This window comes from Vibrio sp. TRT 1302 (genome assembly GCF_050113875.1).
GTDB lineage: Bacteria > Pseudomonadota > Gammaproteobacteria > Enterobacterales > Vibrionaceae > Vibrio.
This window is the reverse complement of the sequence record NZ_JBNJOF010000021.1, coordinates 20,075-41,661: the sequence shown is the minus strand read 5'-3', so window position 1 is coordinate 41,661 and position 21,587 is coordinate 20,075. Positions and strand designations below refer to the sequence as shown.

Genomic DNA, 21,587 nt, shown 5'->3' with positions numbered 1-21,587 from the left:
CTTTGTTTTTTACAGTTTAAGCGTAATAGCTAATTCCATCACGCTTTGCAGCGACATTCAAATCAAGATTGATGTCTGGTTCAAGGTTTTCTTCACCAAACAAGCCCTGACCGCTGCTTCCCTGACCAGAATTACCCTGTCCGTTATCTGCATAGCGTCTCTGCTGCTGACCGGAAGCCTGCTGCTGAACTGAGCTGTCACCTAATTGTACACCCTGCTGGGCAAGCATCTCACGCAATCTTGGCATTGATTGTTCAATCACATCGCGAGCTTGCTGATTGGCGACGGTAAAATGAACCGTGGCGGCATCTCCATTCATATTCATACGAATTTGCATACGACCTAATTCAGGGGGATCTAAGCGAATGTCGATGTTCTTTAGGTTTTTCGACATCATCATCTGAACTCGTTCTGCCACTTGTTCTCCAGCCATTTCTCGCGTCAGTTGCAATGGCACTTGTGCCGCCGCTTGCTCTGCGCGTATCTGACCTAACGAGTTAGGGCCTTGCTGCCCTGATGCCTGCGCGAGTTGCTGAGCAAAAGCCGAACTCGACTCCGAGGCGGGCTGACCACCATCTTTACCGCCGACTAGCTTACCGAGCGAACCTGCTGCTTTTGCACCCAGTGCAGCTTTAAGCACTGCCTGATCCTGTGTAAGCGCCGCGTGAGGCGTTGCTGCCACTTGTTGCATCTGGCTTGCCATCAAGTCCGTTGGCATGGCAGAAACCGCGGATTGTTGTTGCGACATTTGTGCTGCAGTCTGGGCCATTTGGGCTTGAGCTTGCTGTGTGGTAAGTGCCTGATGAACCGACTGAGCCACCACCGCTTGTTGCGCTTTTGGTGGCGTATCTGGCTTGATCGACACGTCATCAGTTAACGCGGGTTCATTGGCGGAAGCCCAAGGAATCGCTCCTGCTGTAACAGCCGCAGCAGCAATGGTTACATCCGCCGGCGCTTCACTGGCCACATCACTCGCTGACATCATCACTTGGTTGCTTGGCTGTGCACTGTCTATTGCGGTGGCTAAAGATTTACTTGGCTTATCTGTCACCTTGGCCGCCGCCACTGTGCTAGCGGCAATAGCCCCTGCCGCCAGCCCCACATCTTTAGCTGAGGCATCATTTTCTTCTTCAGAGCCGTCTGCTGGGCTCTGTTTCGTCGTGACTTCTGCGCTGAGCGCTGTCTCATCAAGCGCAACAGCGGACAGTTCTGCCGATTGCTGTGGTAACGCTTTGTCTTTGTTAACCTTAGCAACAGAGGCACTTACCACTGTGGCTTCTTGCGCCAACTGACTGCTGTGCTCTTCTTCAGCAACTACCTGACTGTCTTGCTGAATAAACTTTTGTGCTGAAGCGGGTACGATAACTTCTTCACCGTCCGCCTTCATTACAACTTGCTCTTTTAGGCGATCACTCTCACTGACTTTTGAGATGGGTTCATCACTCGTGGCTATCTCTTGTCTAGACTGACTGTCAGTTGCAATCACTTTAGTGGCGTCAGAAGAGACGTTTTGTTGCTCTTCCTCTGCCGAGATTTTTTGTGAGACATGGTGTTGAGTATCAACCTGATCCTGTGGCAACTCTTTGCCGTCAGCCGGTTGTAGCGCTTTATTCGCAGTATCAAGTCGCTGCAGTACTTCGTCATTTTCAGAGACAATTTTCGCCGCTGAATGAGAGTTTTCGTCTTGTTGTGAGATCTCTGTCTTGGCACTTTGAGCAGCGTCTTTAGTTACCGCAGCTGTGTCAGCGTCTTCCGCCTCACTTTCATCAGACACGAGAAGTTCATCGACACTTTGGCTCTCTGTCGCTTGCGCTTTGACATCGCTAACGCCCGACTCTCCTTGAGATACCGACGTTTGCTCAGCACTAGTCTCTCCACCCTCTACCTTGCCTGCGCTCTCTTTGGTGCTAGTCTCACCTTTTATTAACGCCGCTAATTTGGCAAAGAAACCGCCAGACTCGGAGCTTTCGACACTCGCGTCACCACCGTCAGTGGTGGTCTTAGTCACTTTTGGACTTTCCGATACCGATGATAAATTGATATTCATACCAGGTTCACTCTCAGTTGCTTCACGCCGAGAAGGCTCTACGCGGCAAAGACGCCGATTCATTGCATACAAGTTGGAATAGATATTTGCAAGAAACACGCCAACGAGAATCAGAGAATGACTGCGCTCACAGAAGTGAGAGGTTAGTTCGAAATTCGACGTGAGTACTGAAGGGTAGAAAATTCATCCATCTGCTTTTGCTCTCTAATATTTTGCAGACGCTGCTTTTCGGTTTGTTTTTTCTCAATAAGCCATTCGTATGAACGACGCTGCTTTCGACTCTCTAACCAGTTATGCTCGCAGTTATTAACCTGACCTTTGAAATGCGACTCGGCCTGCTTCTGCTTAGACAAAGTCTCATCTAAAGTGGTTAAAAAACGGTTTAAATGCGAGTACTGACTAGCGGTCAAACCTTGTTGTCCACGGTCAACCAACTGCTGACAGTAATCAAGGCGATACTTTTCAATTTGCTCGAGCTGCTGATAGTAGCTATCAAGCTCATTGCGAGCTTGGTTTAACGCCAATACTGCTTGTTTTTCGCGCTCTTTGGCCTGCTCTAACAAAAACTCCAGTGCATTATCCATAAGCGTTAATCACCCTGCAGCAGACCACGTAGCATATTGATACACATGTCATAAGGTACGGTCTCTTTCATTGTTTGTTGCAAGTAGATATCAAGCTTAGGCTTGAGAGTGAACGCACCATCAATCGCCGGATCGGTACCCGGCTTGTATGCACCAATCGATACTAGGTCTTGATTCTTACGACAGATAGAGAGAACTTGGCGCACCGCTTTCGACATTAGGACATGTTCTTCAGAAGTGATCTGTGGCATTACACGACTGACCGATTTTTCAACGTCAATCGCTGGGTAGTGCCCTGCGTCCGCCATCTCACGCGACAACACCACGTGACCATCCAAAATGGCTCGTGAGGCGTCTGCGATTGGATCTTGCAAGTCGTCCCCTTCGGTCAGAACGGTAAAGAATGCGGTAATCGAGCCTTGCTCCGGACTACCGTTACCCGCTCGCTCGACCAAAGCAGGCAATTTGGCAAACACGGAAGGTGGATAACCTTTGGTTGCCGGAGGTTCTCCTACCGATAACGCGATTTCACGTTGTGCCTGCGCAAAACGAGTTAATGAGTCCATCAGCAACAGGACGTCTAAGCCCTGATCACGAAAATACTCAGCAATGGTTAGCGCGGTCTGACATCCTTTCAAACGCATTAGTGGAGACGAGTCGGCTGGCGCGGCGACAACGACAGAACGCTGTCGACCATCGACACCGAGGATTTCTTCGATGAATTCTTTAACTTCTCGTCCACGCTCACCAATCAATCCCACGACCACAACTTGAGCCGTCGTGCCTCGCGTCATCATGCCTAGTGTTACCGACTTACCCACACCGGAACCAGCGAATAGACCGATACGCTGGCCTTTACCAACGGTGAGTAATCCGTTAATGGCTTTGATGCCGACATCAAGAGGTTCAGAAATCGGTTTACGTGCTAATGGGTTAATGGGATCCGCATTGAAGGAGGCGCGTTTTTCGGTGTAGATTGGCCCTAAACCATCCAGTGGGTTACCTACGCCGTCAATAACCCGACCGAGCAACTCCATCCCTACAGGCAGACCCGTTTCGCTCGTCATCGGTGTCACTTTAGCTCCAGGTAGCACACCTGTGATCTGCTCGCTAGGCATCAAGAAGAGATTATCACCTGAGAAGCCCACTACCTCGGCTTCCATTTCGCCGTGCATAGTCTCAACTTTACATAAGCTCCCAATCGGCGCTCTACATCCCGTGGCTTCCAGCGTAAGGCCAACCACTCGCACCAACTTACCTGATGCAACCGGGCGGCAAGTCAGGCCTTTGGTTTTGTATTGAGATAAGCGTTCTGCAAGAGCCAGCACTACTCACCACCTTGGTGGCGATTCACCCCACAGAAGCTTTGGATTACGCTGCGAATGCGATCTTCAAGACGATAATTAACACTCGACTCTCCAGCCTCAATCTGAACATCACCACGATTGAGGGCGGGTTCGCTCATTAAAGTCCAATTGCGAAAACTCAGTTGTTCCTCTCCGTAAGAAGAACGAATGATGTCAACATCATCTGGGTGGAGCTTTAAGGTGATGGCATGGCCAGATATCGGCAGAGATTCTACCGATTGCTTGATGGTATCGAGGATGACCTGAGGATTAGTCTGAACTTCGACGTGAACCACTTCTTTGACAAGCGTAAGTACCATGTCGACCAATTGCTTTTCCACCTGAGCATTCATCAGCTCCAATGGTTGAGCAAACTGGTTGGCTAAGCCAATAAAAGTTTCGACTTGCTGCTGAATAAACTCTTGTCCAGCGGCGACACCTTCAATCTTTCCGGATTCAAGACCTTCCTGATGACCTTCCTGTAAGCCCTGCTCTTTGCCTTTATCATAGCCTTGCTTAAAGCCCGCTTCTTGGCCTTGATGCAGGCCTTCCTGATAAGCTTGCTGCTTGATCAGTTCGATCTCTTCTTCGGTTAGTGCTTTCGGCGTTTCTTCGACAACAGGCTCAGCAATAGGCATCCAGCTAGGGTCGTAATTCATCGCTGTCTCTTTCGCCTGTTTATGGGTTTGCGCCGTGTAATCAGGCATACCCCATCGCTCTGGTTTTTCTACCAAATCGTCGTTATCAAGACGTAAAAAGCCGCGTTTTCGTTCCCCAGACATAGACACCCTACTTACTTAAATTATAAGAACTCGTCGGCACCACCACCCAGCATGATCTCACCAGAGTCAGCCATGCGTCGGGCGATAGCCAGAACTTCTTTCTGCGCTGCTTCAACGTCAGACACTTTAATTGGTGGCATTGCTTCAAGGTCATCACGCATCATCTCAGCAGCACGCTTAGACATGTTCTTGAAGATCTTCTCACGCAAGGCATCATCGGCACCTTTAAGCGCACGCTGAAGCGCATCCTGTGGAACGTCGCGCAATAGTTTCTGAATACCTTGGTCGTCGACTTCGATAAGGTTCTCGAAGACAAACATCAGATCTTGAATCTGAGTCGCCATATCTTCGTCTTGATCGCGAATTTGCTCCATCAAGATACCTTCGATGTTGTTGTCCATGTAGTTCATGATTTCTGCAGCTGCCTTCAGGCCGCCAATCTTGGCAGCTTGAGCACCCGCTTGACCTGCGAACTGTTTCTCCATGATTTCGTTCAGTTCTGCTAGCGCGGAAGGCTGAACTTCTTCAAGGTTGGCGATACGCATCATTAGGTCTAGGCGGTCACGCTCTGCAAACTGAGAAAGAATCTCAGCGGACTGATCTGGCTCAAGATATGAAAGTACAATCGTTTGAATCTGAGGGTGCTCATTGATAATAATGCTCGCCACCTGACGTGGGTCCATCCATTTCAATGAATCAAGACCTTTAGAACCGGTACCCAACAGGATCTGGTCAACAAGGTTATTCGCTTTGTCTTCACCTAAGGCGGCCACTAATGCATTACGCATAAAGTCTTCGCTGCCCATACCAATGTTGGTGTACTTCTGAATATCTTCTAAGAAGGCGCGGTGAACGGCACCCACCTTCTCTTGACTTAGGTCGGAAGCTCGCGCCATAGCGCTACCCACTCGTTGAACTTGCTTTGGTTCTAGATGGCGAATAATACCCGCAGCGTCTTCCTCATTCAGACTGAGTAAGAGAATCGCCGCGCGCTCTTCGCCCGGGATTGTTGATATATCCACGGTGTTTTCTGCTACCTCACCGCCCGCTTCCTGTGGAACTATTTCGTTAGGCATCCTGCATCCAATTCTTCACTACTTGTGCCGCTAGCTCAGGCTCGTTTGCTACTAGAGCACGTACCGCTTTCAGCACATCTTCATCTTTGTGTAGGTTAGGTAAGTCTATGCTTGAGCCAAACTCAAACAACTCACCACCATCTAAGTCACCGCCGATTAAGCTGGTTTCGCCATCAACCCCAATAGGTAGACCATCCGGTCCGTAAAGTTGATCGTCATCATCAGACGCAGGGTTGAGAAGTTTTTTCATTGCTGGGCGGACAAGGACTAACACCACCACAATGATAACCAACGCACTTGCGAACCAACGAATCCAGTCATTAAAGTTAGGATGTTCCCAAATTGGCACATCTGCGATGGTTTCTGTTTCTGGTTCAGCAAACTGCATACTCAAGACATTTAGCAAGTCTCCACGAGCCTCGCTATAGCCAACCGTACCTATCAGCATCTGTCTAATAGAGTTTAGCTCAGCGTCTGAGATTGGTTGGTAACTGGTTTCCCCTGTTTCGGGATTGACCACTGAGCGATTTTTAACCGCAACAGCAACTGTCTGACGATTGACCACTCCAGTCTGACGACGTTCATGACTAATGGTGGTATCCAGTTCAAAGTTGCGAGTTGCTTCTTTGTGGACTGATCCTTGACCAAGCGTTGTGCCATCTTTCATCTGGGCAACATCTTGAGGAATTGATGCATCCGCCGGCGGCTGATTACTTAAAGCACCAGGCACACCCGCGACGACGTTGCCATTGTTGTAGTCTTCTAGCGTGTATTCGCTACGAGTCGATGGGGTATTAGGGTCAAAGCTCTTACGAGTCTGCTCTACAGCACTGAAGTCCAGCTCGATATCCACTTGAGCGGTATAGTTACCAAAGCCAAGAATTGGGATAAGAACCGAATCAATTTTATCGCGCAGAGCCTGTTCTTGTTTACGCTCAAGTTCATGTTCTTTACGACGCGCAGACGATGCTGGGTCTTGGCTACCCGAACTTAGCAGGCGGCCATGTTGATCGGTAACCGTAATGCGGTTCGGTTTCATACCAGGAACGGCGCTTGAAACCATGTCTACCACAGAGTCTACCTCTTCTTGCTTGAGGTTAGCTCCGGTTTTGAGAGTAAGGAATACTGAAGCTGACGCTTCTTGATTGTGTCGAACAAATACGCTTTGTTTCGGTAACGCCAATAGAACTCGTGCTTTGCGCACTTGTTTCATCTCTTCTATCGCCTTAGATAGCTGACGTTCACGGCTTAGCTTTAAGCGTTCTTGTTCTAAGCGCTGAGAAACCCCAAAACCCATGTCTTGCAGCAGGATGTCATCGCCTGCATGTTTCTCTTGGTTAAGACCGGCTCTGACCATTCCCAGTTTAAGCGAGTTAAAATCGCTCGCAGGAACCAAAATGGTGTTGCCATCTAGTTGGTAATCGAGTTTTTGCTGATCGAGGTAGTCGAGAATTGGGATCAGTTCTTCCGTTTCATAAACGCCTAGTGGACGCATTTCTGGCTCTTTAACCCAGAAAAACAGCATCACAATCAAAGCGACACAGATAGATATCGACAGAACGAGAACAACTTGACGAAGCAGGTCTAAATCACCGACAGCCATGTCAAATTTAGAACTGCTTTTCTCATCCAAATCTGGGTTTTGAATGCCCGTATCGAGATCAGACGTACTTAACATAGTGCTGTCAGCACTGCTATCAGATAACGCCAGATCGGTTGATTGATTTTGCTCTGCCACAGACTTTACCTAAAACTTAAACCGGCATATTCATCAATTCTTTGTACGCTTCAACCAGCTTGTTGCGTACTTGAATTGTCGCATCGAATGCAACGCTAGATTTGTTTCTAGCGATCATTACATCAGACAAAGACACATCTGCGTCACCGCGATCAAATCGCATTTGCAAATCACTAGATGTCTTAGAAAGGCCATTGACGTTATTGATGGCACTATTTAGCATTTGCCCAAAGTCTGCGCTTACAGTTTGCCCTGTCGCCGCTGGCTTTGTGCCGCCCGCTTCAAACATCATCGCTTGCATTTCGCTTTGAAAACCATCAATTCTCATCAAAACCTCAGTAGTCAACTCTTTGACTAAACATAGTGCTGGACTTATGACGCTGCAATCCTCGTGCCACGTCAATTCGACTGACAAAAAATAGCACGTTAGTTCGGAATATCAATCCCGGCATCACGCATTTTTGCTAACTTGTAGCGCAAAGTTCGTGGACTAATGCCTAATTTTTCAGCCATTTCTTTTCGACGGCCGTTACACTCTTCTAATGTCTCAAGAATAATCGCGTATTCCTGATCACGCAGTTCGCCACCTAAACCAGAGCCAGACGCCAAACTGCTGGTCGCTTCTGCAACCGGTTTAACATCTGGAACTTGACACACACCGGTTTCAACGGCCACTTGCAGACTCGACGCATCTTGCCAATCAAGCCCTTCTAACAGAATTTGTTCACTGTCGATGACTGCGTTGTCGCTTAATATCAAAGCTCGCTGCATCACGTTATCCAGCTCGCGAACATTCCCAGGCCATGAATAAGACATCAATTTATCCGTCGCGCTTGCCGTCAAAGTCGGTACTGGCATACCCAATTTTTGGCAATGTCGCTCAATCAGATGCTTTGACAACGGCTCGATATCTCCCGGACGTTCGCACAGTGCTGGCCATGCGATTGGGAACACGTTAAGGCGGTAGTATAAATCTTCACGGAAGTTGCCTTCTTGGACGTAGCTTTTAAGATCTCGGTTACTGGTTGCCAGCACACGAACATCCAGCTTTATGCTCTTACGACTCCCCAGACGTTCAACTTCTCTTTCTTGAAGGACACGCAATAGCTTCGCTTGAAGGCTAAGATCCATCTCACTAATTTCATCAAGTAGAATGGTTCCACCTTGCGCCTGTTCGAATTTACCCGGACACGCCTGTACCGCCCCAGTAAACGCGCCTTTTTCATAACCAAAAAGGGTCGCTTCCAGCATGTTATCTGGAATAGCCGCACAGTTTATTGCGACAAAAGGGCCATCTTTGCGAAGAGAAGCATTGTGAATATAGCGTGACATGACTTCTTTACCTGAGCCACTTGGCCCCAGAACCATCACACTTGCGTCAGTTTTAGCCACTTTATCGGCTAATGCCAGCAGCTTGATACTTTTCTCGTCAGCCACTACGGCATCACCGTTATCGTCGGATTTAACCGGCGCGTAACGGCTGACCATATTAAGTAGTACCTCTGGCGCAAAAGGTTTCGCCATGTAGTCGATCGCACCGTCTTTCATCGCTGAAACGGCATCTTCAATGTTGGCATAAGCCGTCATCAACAACACAGGAAGATTTGGCCAGTGCTGCTTAATGCTTCTTAACAAAGCCAAGCCACCCATGCCTGCCATTTGAACATCAGACACAACAATGTCGACATTATTGGCTTTGAGCTTAACTAGGGCATCCTCGGCGCTGTCCGCTTCAAGCCACTCATAGCCAGCTAAAGCTAGCGTATCGACCAGTGCTTCGCGTAGGCCTTCATCATCTTCTACAATCAGTACCTTACTTTGAGCCATTATCCTTCTCCAGTCATAGCTTGTTGGTCAGCATTCGAGGTTTCGTCAAGCGGGATACACATAGTAAAACACGCCCCGTCACCCTGTTCTGAAATGAGTTCTAACCTTCCATCATGAGCACGACATACCATTTGTACGACAGCCAACCCAAGTCCCGTTCCCTGAGAACGAGTGGTGAAGAAAGGTTCCATTATCTTGTTTTGCAGCTCTTTCGGCACTCCAGGACCACTGTCCTGAACTGAAATTTTGAGCTCACCATTCACAGGTCTGAAAAAGACATCAACCTGTGACTGTTTTCCGGCAATCTGAATCGCATTCATGACCAAATTGCTCAGCGCCGATGCAATCGCGTTCGCATTCCCCAACAACTGAGTTTGCTCTTGCTCTACTTCAAGATAATAATCGATTTGGTTGTTTTTAAGTGCAGTCTCAACCATAGGTGAGAACTCGCTAACAAGTTGTTCAATCGTAAACGGTTTAACAACCTTATTGTCTCCACCTTTTGCAAACAGCAACATATCATTGACTTGCTTTTCTAAGTCATGGAGCCTGTCCATCAGCTTGCTCTGAAAGCGTTCTTTGGTTGCTGGAGGCAAATTGGGCGCTGCGAGGTTAGAGGCATAAAGCATCGCGCTGGAAAGTGGTGTCCGAACCTGATGTGCTAAAGATGCAACCATACGTCCCAAAGAAGAGAGTCGTTGCAGATCACTGACACGTGACTGCAATAAACGCGTTTCAGTCAAATCAGTGATCAGAATAAGCTGCCCCGTTGCGGATGCGGAGATCGCTAATCTCACTTTGCGCCCGTTTCGCAGCGATATTTCATGACCATCATCTTCACGTGGCGCAAACGCCTGTTGAATGACTTCAAACCACTTGTCACCAACCAGTGAAAGCTCTAACAATCTTTGCGCTTCAGGGTTGGCTTCCTGAACCACGCCCTGAGTATCGAGCAAGATCACTCCCGCCGGCATAACATCGAGGACCTGCTGGTAGCGTTCGACTTGTTGTTCTAATGTGCCCAACGGCATTGGATTATCCGTTGAAGAAGTTGAATGCATGACGTATTTCTGCCTTAAAAACTACAATAGCCTGCCATGCAAAAAGCAAGCCAGGCTATTTTATTTATTTTTCAAAAACTTAATGTCAGGTCGAAAATTTGACAGTCAATAGTTAAACGTTTCTAACGCTGTAGATTGTACTTTCTCATTTTCTCAACCAAAGTCGTGCGACGCATGCCGAGCATATCCGCAGCTCGTGCCACAACACCACCTTGTGCTTCTAGCGCTTGGTTAATCATATTAACTTCAAGGTCGGCAAGCATCTCTTTCAAGTTCACACCTTCTGGCGGCAAACTCTGTGGCGCGTTTTCGTGGTCATGGAATAAGTCATTGGATTCAAAACTAAAATCTTCAGCAAAGATATCCTGTAACGCATCGCGTTCTAGCTCTTCAACCGAATCCATATTGTTGTACTCTGGCTGGAACTCTGGAATATCACTGTATCGATATTTAGTTGGAAGATGGTTCACATCAACCAGACTATTTGGATAGAGGATAATCATACGTTCAACCAGATTCGCCAGTTCGCGTACGTTACCTGGCCACTCATGTTCCATTAATGAATTAATCGAACGAGGCGTAAAGCAGATAGGTTGCGCACCTTCAGACTCCATTCGAGTCATCAACTCTTGCAACAACAGCGGAATGTCATCTTTTCTGTCACGTAACGCTGGCATCTCAATAGGGAAAACATTGAGACGGTAGTAGAGGTCTTCACGGAAAGACTCATCATTGATCATCGTATCGAGATCACGATGAGTTGCAGCAATAACGCGTACATCCACACGAATCGTCGTGTTACCGCCAACGCGTTCGAAACAGCGCTCTTGAAGTACACGTAACAGCTTAACCTGCATAGGCATTGGCATATCGCCAATTTCATCCAAAAACAGGGTTCCGCCTTCAGCAAGTTCAAAACGGCCTTTACGTGATGTAATCGCACCAGTAAATGCCCCTTTCTCATGTCCGAATAATTCGCTTTCCAATAAGTCTGGTGGAATAGCACCACAGTTAATCGGTACAAATGGTCCGTTTCTACGCGCTGAATGGTAATGGATATTGCGCGCCACCACCTCTTTACCAGTACCAGACTCGCCGAGGATCAATACGTTAGCTTCAGTACCTGAGACTTGCTCTATAAGGTGTCTAACTTCTTTGATGCCATGACTTTGGCCGACCAAACTGCGGAAAAGTGTATTTTTACGTGACGAAGAAGGTACGTTAACCCCTTTACGACCAAGAAAATCTTTACAGTGGCGCAGGGCTTCACTTAATTGCGGATAATTTAGGGGATACTCCAGATCGCCGACATAATTTGTCAGATCTTCTACTGGATAGGAATGCTTTCCTGCAATCAGCAACGGTATATGGTTGGCCTTGGATAGCTTGTCACTCAGCTTGGTAGATAACTTCTTGTCGTTAAGAGAACCTAGAATACAGCCGGCCCACACTCGTGACCAATCCAGATCATCGAGTTGATCAGAACTGATGGCCTCACACTGTTCTCCAACAAATTCTAAAATATTACTTAGATTGATACGTGCTTGCACATCATCTTCAATCACAAGTAGTTTCGCTAAACCTTGCATAGGTGAGATTGTTTGCCTTTATTGTAAAACGTTGTGGCTGGATAATTATTTCTAACGTCATTTGTAACTATAGATCAGATACATCAGACAATTGACAAATATCAGCAACAAAAAAAGCCACTGGTCCGTTAGTGGCTTCTATTCTATTTGATAAAAAAAATAAGGCAACCAAGCAATTACTTGATGTGACGTTCAGCCAAAAGCTAATAAGTCATATTATTTCATTCATCACACATTTCTATACAAAATGTATGCAAACATTCGCTTAACGCTAGATTCCGACATCACCCGCTGTGAGGTTGTGATATTCGTTCGGAATCTGATCCCATGCGGACTTAATTTCTCTTATGATTTCAATTACATCATCAATCGGCTGTGGATCATTGCGATGATTCGCATCTGTAATCTGAGTGATCATAAACTCATAGAGCTGATCTAGGTTTTGAGCAATGTCCCCACCGTCATCCATTGAAAGACAGCTACGCAGGCTGATAATAATGTCCAGCGCTTTACCTAGGCGCTCGCCTTTGACAGGAATATTGCCCGCTTGCATCGCCGCTTTGCCTTGAATCAAACGTTCAATAGCGCCAGCCATTAGCATTTGAACAATTTTATGCGGGGAGGCCGCACTGAGCTGGCTATCAACCGATACCTTCTTGTAAGCCTGTAGTGAACCACGCATAACAACCCTCTTAAATTTATAAAAATTTTTGATACTGCTGAACTGATCGTTTACCGTGACGATACTTTTGCAGCGCCACACCTAGTTCAGCAGTTTTACTACTCATTAACTCTACAACAGTTTGCGTTCTTTCAACCGCGTCGTGCCACTGTTGTAACTTGGCAAGTTCTGGAGACGAATGAATCGCTGCCAATAAACTTTGCAATATCTGTTCCCTTGTATCGACCAGCTTAACGATTTCTTCAGTCGATAGTTCAATCGCTGTAAGGGTTTCACTAATTATTTGATCAACTTCACACAATTCATTGAGACGTTGCTCAAAGTCTCTATCCGAGGGCATTCATCATCCCCGCTAATTGAGACTGCATCTTGCTGGTCGCGTCTTGCATTGCCGTAAATTTGGCGTGAGTGCGTTTTTCCAAGTTATCCATTCGACGGTCAAGTGCCGCTTGGTCATCTTGTAGTCGGTACGTACGCTCGACCATACTGCGCTCGCGGTTCCGAATCGAACCAGTAACGCCTGTCAGACCTTGAATCGCATCCTCGACTTTCTTAGCGAACCCCTGATTACCGCCAAAAAATTCTTCGAGTTTATTAAAGTTATTGTTCAACTGACGATCTAACATTTCGTAGTTGATTTCCAAATTACCCTGTCTGGTCGTCGTAATACCAAATTCGGTAAGGGTCTTTAAATCCTCTGGGGCTGGCTCGACACGGGAAGAGAATACGGCTTTTAAACGCGAATCTGCGCTACGGACAATGCTGTCGCCGGCCAGCGGCCCTGCCATTCCAGTCCGAGGATCAACACCCGATAGCTCCTTCGTCACTTGATAGAACTGATTGTAAGCAGCAACGAACTGTTCAATATCTTCGCGCACGCCTTGTCGGTCATACTCTATATCGATTTCGGAAATCGGCTTACCTTTTTCAGTTCGCCCTTTTAGAGTCAGGTCAACACCATCAATTGCATCTTCGATAATGTTGTTGTTGCTGGAAAGTTGAGCAACGCCATCAAGTAACACTTTTGCATCTTGCGCAGACTGTACTTCCGTCATACCACGATAAGTATCAAATGAACGCTGTGCTGCCTCGAGATCAGCTTGCGCTTGATCGATACGCTCAAGGTACTCACGCTCTTCCTGCGGCAACTTGGCGCGTTCCATCTGTTTGGCTTGTTCAGGTGTCAACTCACCAGAAGCAACACGCTGAGCCAGTGCAGACTGTTCATCGGCCACTTTTTTCTCGATACGGGCTTTTTCGGCATCCAGTTTAGCTTGCGCTTCTTTTGGTGTGACGTACGAATCAGTTAGGGTTCCCGATGCCGTATTTGACCAGCCTGGTACGTCTGGCGCTTTCTCTTTCGCTTTCGCATCTAGTTGAGGTTCTGGTTCCCAGTAAGAGTCGAGCAAAGTGCCCGAAGCGGTTTCACTCCACCCTGGAATACGCTCTTCTGGTTTAAGATACTTGTTGGCTTCAATCCCCGCATTTGCTGCCGCTGTCGTTGCAGCTTTAGACATTTCATTGTCGGGCGTTGCCTCTTTGGCTGCGTTGGGATCTGCATTAATTGCCGCTTGCTTTGAGGTATCGGCAATCTCTTGATCGACAACCTTTGCCGCGTCGATGATTTTTTGAGCGACTTTATCGGCAACTTTTTTCTCTGCAGGAGTGAGAGGGGCAATCAATTCCTGAGCCGCAGCACGTGCGCGTTCAAGATCTTTGACTCGTTGCTCTAGCGTTTTGTATTCGAGTTGTTTGAGCGAGTTACCCGGCTGGGCATCCGCTTGCATGGAGATTTCATTGTCGCCACCGGATACGTTCGAGGCAACAATAAGACGGGGACCATCGACATCGTTAATGATTGCCGCTCGGACACCCGGATTAGATTTACTGCCGTTGATACCGCGAACGATATCAACGAGCTTAGAATTCTCTTGTACATCAATAGAGAATTTTTTTTCACCCAGTGAAATCTGCAACTTGCCCGGTCCAAATTTCGCGTCTTCTGGCAAAACATCAGACGCAATTTTGTGACTTTGGGCAAGTTGCAACACATCGATAGCATATCGACCAGCGATAGCATCAGTGGTTGCCGTCGCGGATACGACAGTGTCGTCTGTTGACGCCACTGTTCTTGCGGCGAAAGCTTTCTCCTGACGAAAGCTCGCCATCAAGTTTTTCATCGTATCCAGCGACTCTCTGAGCCGGCCATAAGCACTGATACTGGAATCAATTTGGGTGCGCTCACTGTCGATACGTTGCTGTTTGGGAACACGCTCCGAATCCACAATTTTGCTGACCATAGAATTGATATCCATGCCAGAATTCATGCCTATAGGGCCAAAACTCATTCACTCACCTCAAGTACGATTACACCGTTTGGTTAACAAGTCCCGATGAATATCGGGCCGTCTGTTCCCTCAGGCGTCGTAAGATCTCTAACATTTCCTCATCGGGTATCTGACGAATAATATCACCAGTATCCGCTTCATATATCGTTACAACATCTCTACCGGACTCTTCGTCCACCCTGAAGGATAAGCCCTTATTGATAGATGATATGAAATCATTCATCTGCTCAACAATCCTTTCACGCTCCGCCCTGTTTAGCTTCTCCCTCTCTTGCGAGGCTTCGATTGCTTTTTCAACAGTTTGAGACGCTTTTTCGCTTACCTCAGTTGTAGAGACCTGCTCCTTTTGCGAGGAAACTTGCTGTACACCATCGTACTTAGAAGCAAGTTTAGTGCCACTTTCTGAGCCATAAGGCTGGATGTTCGATGTGTAGGATGGTATTTCCATAACGATCTCCCTTCCACCTTAGCAGGTCACAACATAATGTTGTACCAATAAGCTCCTGTCGAACCTATCGATTAACCTAATAAGCTAAGTGCTGCCGACGGGGACTGCTTAGCTTGCGCTAGGACAGATGTACTCGCTTGCTGAAGAATTTGCGATTTAGTCATCGCAGTAGTTTCTCTCGCATAGTCTGTATCAACAATCCGGCTACGAGAAGCATTAACGTTCTCATTGATGTTGTCTAGGTTACTGATTGCGTGTCCAAAACGGTTCTGGAATGCACCCAGTTCAGCACGTTGACTGTCAACCGTTTTCAAAGCGCCATCAATAACAGAAACAGCAAGCTGAGAACCTGCTACTGAAGTAACGTCAACATCGGCAACTGTTCTCTCTTGAGCAGCACCGAAACCGATTTCTGAACCTAAACCACCACCGATTGTGACGTCTGTGGCAACCTTATTTGAAGCCGCAAACAGTTGTAGTTTACCTTCTTCACCTACCGAAGCTTTTACATCGTCACTCTGACCATTAATGTACGTTGCCAACTGCTCCATATCGTCGCCAGCTTTAGCATTAATCGTGAGCTCTTTTGCCTCACCATGTACATCAGTATAGCCTAGGGTAAGATCAGTCGCCCCTGAAGAGACGGTCCAATCCGATGCTTTGCCATCTTGAGCAATGTACGCTTTACCACCCATATCTATGGTGTCAGAACGCATATTCCCCATCGATAGTTGAACAGCTTCACCTGAGCTCGCACCAATTTGGAAAGATTGACTGCCGAATGTACCGTTAAGCAGTTTATTACCACCAAAAGAGGTCGTTTCTGCAATACGGTTTAATTCGTCGTTAAGAGCGGTTACTTCTTCTTGAATAGCAATACGCTCTGAACGAGAGTTAGAACCATTCGAAGATTGAAGTGCCAAATCACGCATACGTTGCAGAATGTTGGTCGTCTCATTCATTGCACCTTCAGCTGTCTGTGCAATAGAGATACCGTCATTCGCATTTTTTACGGCCATGTCTAAGCCACGGCTTTGCGAGTTCAAGCGGTTTGAGATTTGTAGTCCAGCAGCATCATCACGGGCACTGTTAATTTTGTACCCCGAAGATAGACGCTCCATCGATTTCTGCATGCCATCAGTCGCACCATTAAGGTAGCGCTGAGCAGTCATCGCAGACACGTTCGTGTTTACGTTAATTGCCATATTTGATCTCCTTAGGCATTAGGGCGATGCATCTCAGCGTCTCTCACCTCGCTTTGATACATCTCATTTCTCTCAATCCTTTAACGGCCCGCTAAAAAATACCTTTAGAAATAAATTTCGCCTTTTTTTAAACTTTTAACGCACGGCGTAACATTTACCTTAGAGATCAATAGGTTAGTAGAAACAAAAAAATCCAGCCGAAGCTGGATTTTTTGATCAAGGTCTCAATTAACCTAGTAGGCTTAGTGCCGAGTTTGGCGCCTGTTTTGCCTGTGCAAGGATAGAGCTTGAAGCTTGAGACAGAATTTGAGTCTTGGTTAGTGCAGTTGTCTCTTTCGCGAAGTCTGTATCTTTGATACGGCTCTTAGACGCATTCACGTTTTCGTTGATGTTGTCTAAGTTGTTAATCGCGTGGTTGAAACGGTTTTGGAACGCACCAAGTTCTGCACGGTGGCTATCTACGTATTTCAGTGCTGCATCGACAATCGCTACAGATTCTTGCGCGCCACCTACAGATGTTACGTCAATAGTATCAACAGTTACTGCTTTACCTTCACCCATGCTTAGCTCACCCGCTAGACCACCAGCAAAGCTTACTGCGCCTTCAACTTTGTTGTTACCAGCGAACACTTGTAGCTGACCATCTTCGTTTACTGACGCTTTAACCATGTCAGTTTGACCGTTGATGTAAGTCGCTAGCTCTTCGATGTCGTCGCCAGCTTTAGCAGAAATGTTGATTGTCTGCTCAGCACCGTCTTTTTCAGTCAGTGTGATTGTTAGGTCATTAGCACCCGCTTGAACAGTCCAGTCTTTATCTTTGCTGTTCGCAGCTTGGTAGCTAGTACCGCCCATGCCGATGTTGTCACTACGCATGTCGTTCAGAGTTAGCATTACTGCTTCACCGTTGTCAGCACCGATTTGGAATGACTTAGTCGCGTAAGTGCCGTTTAGTAGCTTGTTACCACCGAATGACGTAGTTTCAGCGATACGATTTAGTTCATCGTTAAGTGCTGTCACTTCTTCTTGGATTGCAACACGCTCTGATTTCGAGTTTGAACCGTTCGCAGATTGTAGCGATAGGTCACGCATACGTTGCAGGATGTTCGTTGTCTCGTTCATCGCACCTTCAGCAGTTTGCGCGATAGAGATACCGTCGTTAGCGTTACGTACTGCAACATCAAGACCACGGCTTTGAACGTTTAAGCGGTTCGAGATTTGTAGACCCGCTGCATCGTCTTTAGCGCTGTTGATCTTTGAGCCAGATGACAAACGCTCCATTGAAACTTGTTGTGCGTTGTTTGCGCTGTTTAGGTAACGCTGTGCTGTCATTGCTGCTACGTTAGTATTTACATTCACTGCCATGGTGATTTCTCCGTTTGATTTTCCGATGTATCCGGTTTCCGACGTCTCGGAAAACCAAAGTTTGTAGTTCTCTCAAAAGTTACTTTTATTAACGGCGCGGTTTCGAAAACCTTGAGTATTTTTTTCGTTTTTTCTTAAAAAAAATACATTTGGCGATAAAAACGTGACTAAGAGATAAAAAGAGTAAAAAAAGTCATTTTTTCGCTAAAGCTTCTTTTAGGCCTGTCGATAATATTCTCTTTTTTGAGAATTAGCCTAATAGCGTCAGCGCCAAGTTTGGCTGCTGTTTAGCTTGAGCCAGTATTGAAGTACTGACTTGTTGTAAGATCTGTTGCTTAACCATTTGGGTTGTCTCTTTCGCGTAGTCAGTATCTTTAATTCGGCTATTGGAAGCCGATAGATTCTCGTTGACGTTGGAAAGGTTATTAATCGCATGGTTAAAACGGTTCTGCATTGCACCAAGTTCGGCACGGTGACTATCAACATACTTTAAAGCGGTATCAATAATCGATACCGCGCGTTGGGCACCGCCAGCTTGTGAGATATCAATATTATCAACCGCTTCATAACCAGCCAGATTCATGCTGAGTTGATTCGCTAAGCTGCCTGAGAAAGAAACGGTTCCTGAAGTTTGCTTACCTGCCATAAAGATTTGCAGTTGGCCTTCTTCATTAACTGACGCGGAGACTTTATCGGTTTGCCCATTGATATAAGTGGCAAGTTCTTCGATATCGTCACCCACTTTAGCGGTAATATTGATGGTCTCTTGCTGACCTTGAGCATTGGTGTATTGCATCACCAATTTATTATTGCCCTGAGCGACTTGCCAGTTACGGTCTGCTTTACCCGCAGCAATGTAGCTGAAGCCGCCCATGTCCAAACTGTCTGAACGCATATTCTTGAGTGAAACTTGTACCGCTTCACCTGAACTGGCACCAATTTGAAAAGAAGAAGACGAAAACGAACCGTTGAGCAATTTTCGACCACCAAAAGAGGTGGTTTCGGCGATTCTGTTCAATTCATCGTTTAAAGCGCTCATTTCCTCTTGCAAGGCATCTCGCTCAGCTCGACTATTTGAACCATTCGCGGATTGAAGGGAGAGGTCACGCATGCGCTGAAGCAAGTTGGTGGTTTCGTTCATCGCACCTTCTGCCGTCTGCATAATCGAAATACCGTCATTGGCATTACGCATCGCGACATCTAACCCTCTCATCTGTGACTCAAGGCGATTGGAAATCTGCAACCCTGCTGCATCATCTTTAGCGCTATTAATACGATTCCCTGAAGAGAGTCTCTCCAGAGATTGATTCAGCAGTTCGGTCGCCTTCGACAAGTGTCGTTGCGCTGTCATTGCTGAGACGTTCGTATTCACCGTGATTGTCATAAAGTTGCGTTGTCCTCTTTCGGGTTACTCTCTTTATCGGCAATCTGAGGTTTTCTTTAATAAAAAAATAAAAAACCGAACCCTTAGGTTCGGCTTTAACTGATTAACTAATAACGGCTTATGCCTGACTACTTTAACTTCAGATCTGCCAACATTTGAGCTGAAGGAGCGAAGAAGTAAGCGCCTGTCACGGCATGAGTAAAGCGCAGCAGCTGGTCTGTTTTGCCATCCGTTACGCCATACATACTTTCTAGCATCGCTTTGAAGTTGTGTAAGGTGTTGCAGTAGGCAATAAATAGCAATCCATGCTCACCAGAAACACTACCGTACGGCAAGCTGTGGCGAACAATCTTAAGGCCTTTGCCTTCTTCTTTGATATCGACACGACCAACGTGTGACGCCGCTGGCACATCATCTAACTCAACGGAGTCCGGCTTAGTTCTGCCAATCACTTTCTCTTGTGCCGACACATTGAGGCGATTCCAAGAAGGAAGGTTATGGATAAAGCGCTGCACCATTACGTAACTACCACCCGCAAACTCACCTTGTGGAATGATAGCCACTTCTTCTCGCTGGGCCTCTTTCGGGTTTTCGGTCCCATCAACAAATTCGGTCATATCACGAGAGTCTAGATAGCGGTAACCGTAGGTCTCATCGACAACCGAAACCTGTTCAGACACTTCAGCAAAGAACTTACGAAGTAGGTAAAAATGCAAATCATGACGGTTTGAGTGGCAATGAATCAACACATCAACGTCTGAGCTTGGTGCGACGACATCCCCTTCACCCAGTTGTGGGAAATCGATCAGTTCTGCTGGCACAGTAACATCTAGCTTGCTCCAGAACGCTTTAGTAAAACCAATGGAGAGTGTCAGTTCCGCACCAGGTTGCTGATCGTTAAGCTGTTCAACCAATGCTGGGAGCGCTTTTAACTGTTCTAAAACGTGTTGTGGATTTTGAGTCACCTTGAGCAAGGTGTATTGTGCGAATGGTCCAGCTTCAGGAAGGATTGCACTTTGAGGGTATGACATTTTTATTTCCTCACTATTATTTTTTGCTCAGTGTATTTCGTTTTGATTTCAATATATTGACAACGATCATCGCTTCGAACGATCACTGTGTAGCAGGGTTGTGAAAGCAGTCTCTTACACTACGACTTTTCGCTACGTAGAGAATAAACCATAGCAGGAGTAGCATCACTGCACCATTAGCCCAGCTGAAGGCCCCGTGAGTGAGGTAGACATGATAGAACGTTTGTGCCAACTGCGCGCTTGCTGTCACCAGAGTCACACTTCTTCCCCATGAGACGATTTGGTTGATCCAACTCCGCTCCGGACTGCGTAAGCTAATCATCCACATCAGGGCTATGCTAGGCACTCCCATCGCCAGCCCGAGATAAAGCATGCTGTGATCAGGATAAACGATGGATAGAATCTTACTCCCACTGTCACGACTGGCTCCGGCTACAACAAATACTACCCAAGCCTTGGCCATAAACAACCAGCCTAACCAAAGAAGTCTTGGGGCTTTGAGAAAACCGTGTTGGTCATATTGTTCTATTGCGTAACGCACTGATATCTAACTACTGCTATGAATACAAACCCCACTCTATACCAATGAGCAGAATTTTCTATCAGTAAATTGTCATCTTTACTCGTCGTCTTACACCAGAGATCCGCTCTAACTCTCACCGCTCGCTGATGAACGGCGGACACGCATCATAGATACAACAAGAAATAGAACCAGCAGTAGGACTGGCGCAAGCCACAAGAGTGCGTTCGACGAACTGAATGATGGTTTATATAAAACAAACTCACCGTAGCGGGCAGTCATAAAGTTCACTACTTCCTGCTCACTCTCCCCTTGGTTGATTTTTTGAAACACAATCAGCCTTAAATCTTTGGCAATTGGTGAATTAGACTCTATCAAATTCTGATTCTGACACTGTGGACAGCGCAGTGATTTCGCTAGCTCAATGGCGGTCTTTTGCAATTGAGGTGTCTCGAACTCAAACAGCTCAACCTGAACATTTTGCTCATGAGTCGCTGCTACAAAAAGGGCTTGCTCTTCAGCAGACGCGTGAAAACTCAGCATTGAGCACAACGTTA

Annotated in this window: 20 protein-coding genes; all 20 read right to left on the bottom strand. The window is 46.8% G+C overall.

Going from position 1 to position 21,587, the window contains the following annotated elements:
• Positions 1 to 16: 16 nt before the first annotated feature.
• The 20 genes from ACQEXP_RS18090 to nrfF all read right to left on the bottom strand — a co-directional run bounded on the left by ACQEXP_RS18090 (position 17) and on the right by nrfF (position 21,573).
• Positions 17 to 2,047 (bottom strand): flagellar hook-length control protein FliK, encoded by a 2,031-nt coding sequence (locus tag ACQEXP_RS18090; RefSeq protein WP_426971138.1) that lies wholly within the window; start codon positions 2,045 to 2,047, stop codon positions 17 to 19.
• Between the two features lie 143 nt (positions 2,048 to 2,190).
• Entirely contained in the window at positions 2,191 to 2,631 is a 441-nt protein-coding gene (gene fliJ, locus ACQEXP_RS18085; RefSeq protein ID WP_426971137.1) for a flagellar export protein FliJ, read from the bottom strand.
• Positions 2,632 to 2,636: 5 nt separating this feature from the next.
• Complete coding sequence (fliI, locus tag ACQEXP_RS18080; protein WP_138973745.1) at positions 2,637 to 3,959, bottom strand: flagellar protein export ATPase FliI; 1,323 nt, start codon at positions 3,957 to 3,959, stop codon at positions 2,637 to 2,639.
• Entirely contained in the window at positions 3,959 to 4,759 is an 801-nt protein-coding gene (fliH, locus tag ACQEXP_RS18075) for a flagellar assembly protein FliH (protein WP_269377865.1), read from the bottom strand. The genes fliI and fliH overlap by 1 nt, the downstream gene beginning before the upstream one ends.
• A 20-nt stretch (positions 4,760 to 4,779) precedes the next feature.
• Positions 4,780 to 5,835 carry a flagellar motor switch protein FliG gene (gene fliG / locus ACQEXP_RS18070; RefSeq protein WP_269377866.1) on the bottom strand — a complete coding sequence of 352 codons (1,056 nt, stop codon included), beginning with the start codon at positions 5,833 to 5,835 and terminating at the stop codon, positions 4,780 to 4,782.
• Positions 5,828 to 7,573: a flagellar basal-body MS-ring/collar protein FliF gene (gene fliF / locus ACQEXP_RS18065; RefSeq protein WP_269377867.1), complete on the bottom strand. Its 1,746-nt coding sequence runs from the start codon at positions 7,571 to 7,573 to the stop codon at positions 5,828 to 5,830. Before fliF ends, fliG begins: the two co-directional genes overlap by 8 nt.
• A 16-nt stretch (positions 7,574 to 7,589) precedes the next feature.
• A complete protein-coding gene (gene fliE / locus ACQEXP_RS18060; RefSeq protein ID WP_269377868.1) occupies positions 7,590 to 7,901 on the bottom strand; it encodes a flagellar hook-basal body complex protein FliE in 312 nt (103 codons plus the stop codon).
• Positions 7,902 to 7,999: 98 nt separating this feature from the next.
• Positions 8,000 to 9,400 (bottom strand): sigma-54-dependent transcriptional regulator, encoded by a 1,401-nt coding sequence (locus ACQEXP_RS18055; RefSeq protein WP_269377869.1) that lies wholly within the window; start codon positions 9,398 to 9,400, stop codon positions 8,000 to 8,002.
• Complete coding sequence (locus ACQEXP_RS18050; RefSeq protein ID WP_426971136.1) at positions 9,400 to 10,461, bottom strand: sensor histidine kinase; 1,062 nt, start codon at positions 10,459 to 10,461, stop codon at positions 9,400 to 9,402. The genes ACQEXP_RS18055 and ACQEXP_RS18050 overlap by 1 nt, the downstream gene beginning before the upstream one ends.
• Before the next feature lie 122 nt (positions 10,462 to 10,583).
• Positions 10,584 to 12,050, bottom strand: coding sequence for a sigma-54 dependent transcriptional regulator (locus ACQEXP_RS18045; RefSeq protein WP_269377871.1), 1,467 nt, complete (start codon positions 12,048 to 12,050; stop codon positions 10,584 to 10,586).
• Positions 12,051 to 12,321: 271 nt separating this feature from the next.
• Entirely contained in the window at positions 12,322 to 12,732 is a 411-nt protein-coding gene (gene fliS / locus ACQEXP_RS18040; protein WP_138973737.1) for a flagellar export chaperone FliS, read from the bottom strand.
• A gap of 16 nt (positions 12,733 to 12,748) precedes the next feature.
• Positions 12,749 to 13,072 (bottom strand): flagellar protein FliT, encoded by a 324-nt coding sequence (locus ACQEXP_RS18035; RefSeq protein WP_269377872.1) that lies wholly within the window; start codon positions 13,070 to 13,072, stop codon positions 12,749 to 12,751.
• Positions 13,059 to 15,080: a flagellar filament capping protein FliD gene (gene fliD / locus ACQEXP_RS18030; RefSeq protein ID WP_269377873.1), complete on the bottom strand. Its 2,022-nt coding sequence runs from the start codon at positions 15,078 to 15,080 to the stop codon at positions 13,059 to 13,061. Before fliD ends, ACQEXP_RS18035 begins: the two co-directional genes overlap by 14 nt.
• A gap of 19 nt (positions 15,081 to 15,099) precedes the next feature.
• The gene (flaG, locus tag ACQEXP_RS18025; RefSeq protein ID WP_269377874.1) at positions 15,100 to 15,528 is read right to left on the bottom strand and encodes a flagellar protein FlaG; all 429 of its coding nucleotides are present in this window, start codon (positions 15,526 to 15,528) and stop codon (positions 15,100 to 15,102) included.
• A gap of 71 nt (positions 15,529 to 15,599) precedes the next feature.
• Positions 15,600 to 16,733 carry a flagellin gene (locus tag ACQEXP_RS18020; protein WP_269377875.1) on the bottom strand — a complete coding sequence of 378 codons (1,134 nt, stop codon included), beginning with the start codon at positions 16,731 to 16,733 and terminating at the stop codon, positions 15,600 to 15,602.
• A 228-nt stretch (positions 16,734 to 16,961) separates the two neighbouring features.
• Entirely contained in the window at positions 16,962 to 18,095 is a 1,134-nt protein-coding gene (locus tag ACQEXP_RS18015) for a flagellin (protein WP_269377876.1), read from the bottom strand.
• Positions 18,096 to 18,345: 250 nt separating this feature from the next.
• Entirely contained in the window at positions 18,346 to 19,479 is a 1,134-nt protein-coding gene (locus tag ACQEXP_RS18010; protein ID WP_269377877.1) for a flagellin, read from the bottom strand.
• 128 nt (positions 19,480 to 19,607) lie between these two features.
• Positions 19,608 to 20,510 carry a Dyp-type peroxidase gene (locus tag ACQEXP_RS18005; RefSeq protein ID WP_426971135.1) on the bottom strand — a complete coding sequence of 301 codons (903 nt, stop codon included), beginning with the start codon at positions 20,508 to 20,510 and terminating at the stop codon, positions 19,608 to 19,610.
• Positions 20,511 to 20,592: 82 nt separating this feature from the next.
• Positions 20,593 to 21,051, bottom strand: coding sequence for a DUF2919 domain-containing protein (locus ACQEXP_RS18000; protein WP_269377879.1), 459 nt, complete (start codon positions 21,049 to 21,051; stop codon positions 20,593 to 20,595).
• 108 nt (positions 21,052 to 21,159) lie between these two features.
• Positions 21,160 to 21,573, bottom strand: a complete 414-nt coding sequence (nrfF, locus tag ACQEXP_RS17995) for a heme lyase NrfEFG subunit NrfF (RefSeq protein ID WP_269377880.1) — start codon at positions 21,571 to 21,573, stop codon at positions 21,160 to 21,162.
• Positions 21,574 to 21,587: the final 14 nt, after the last annotated feature.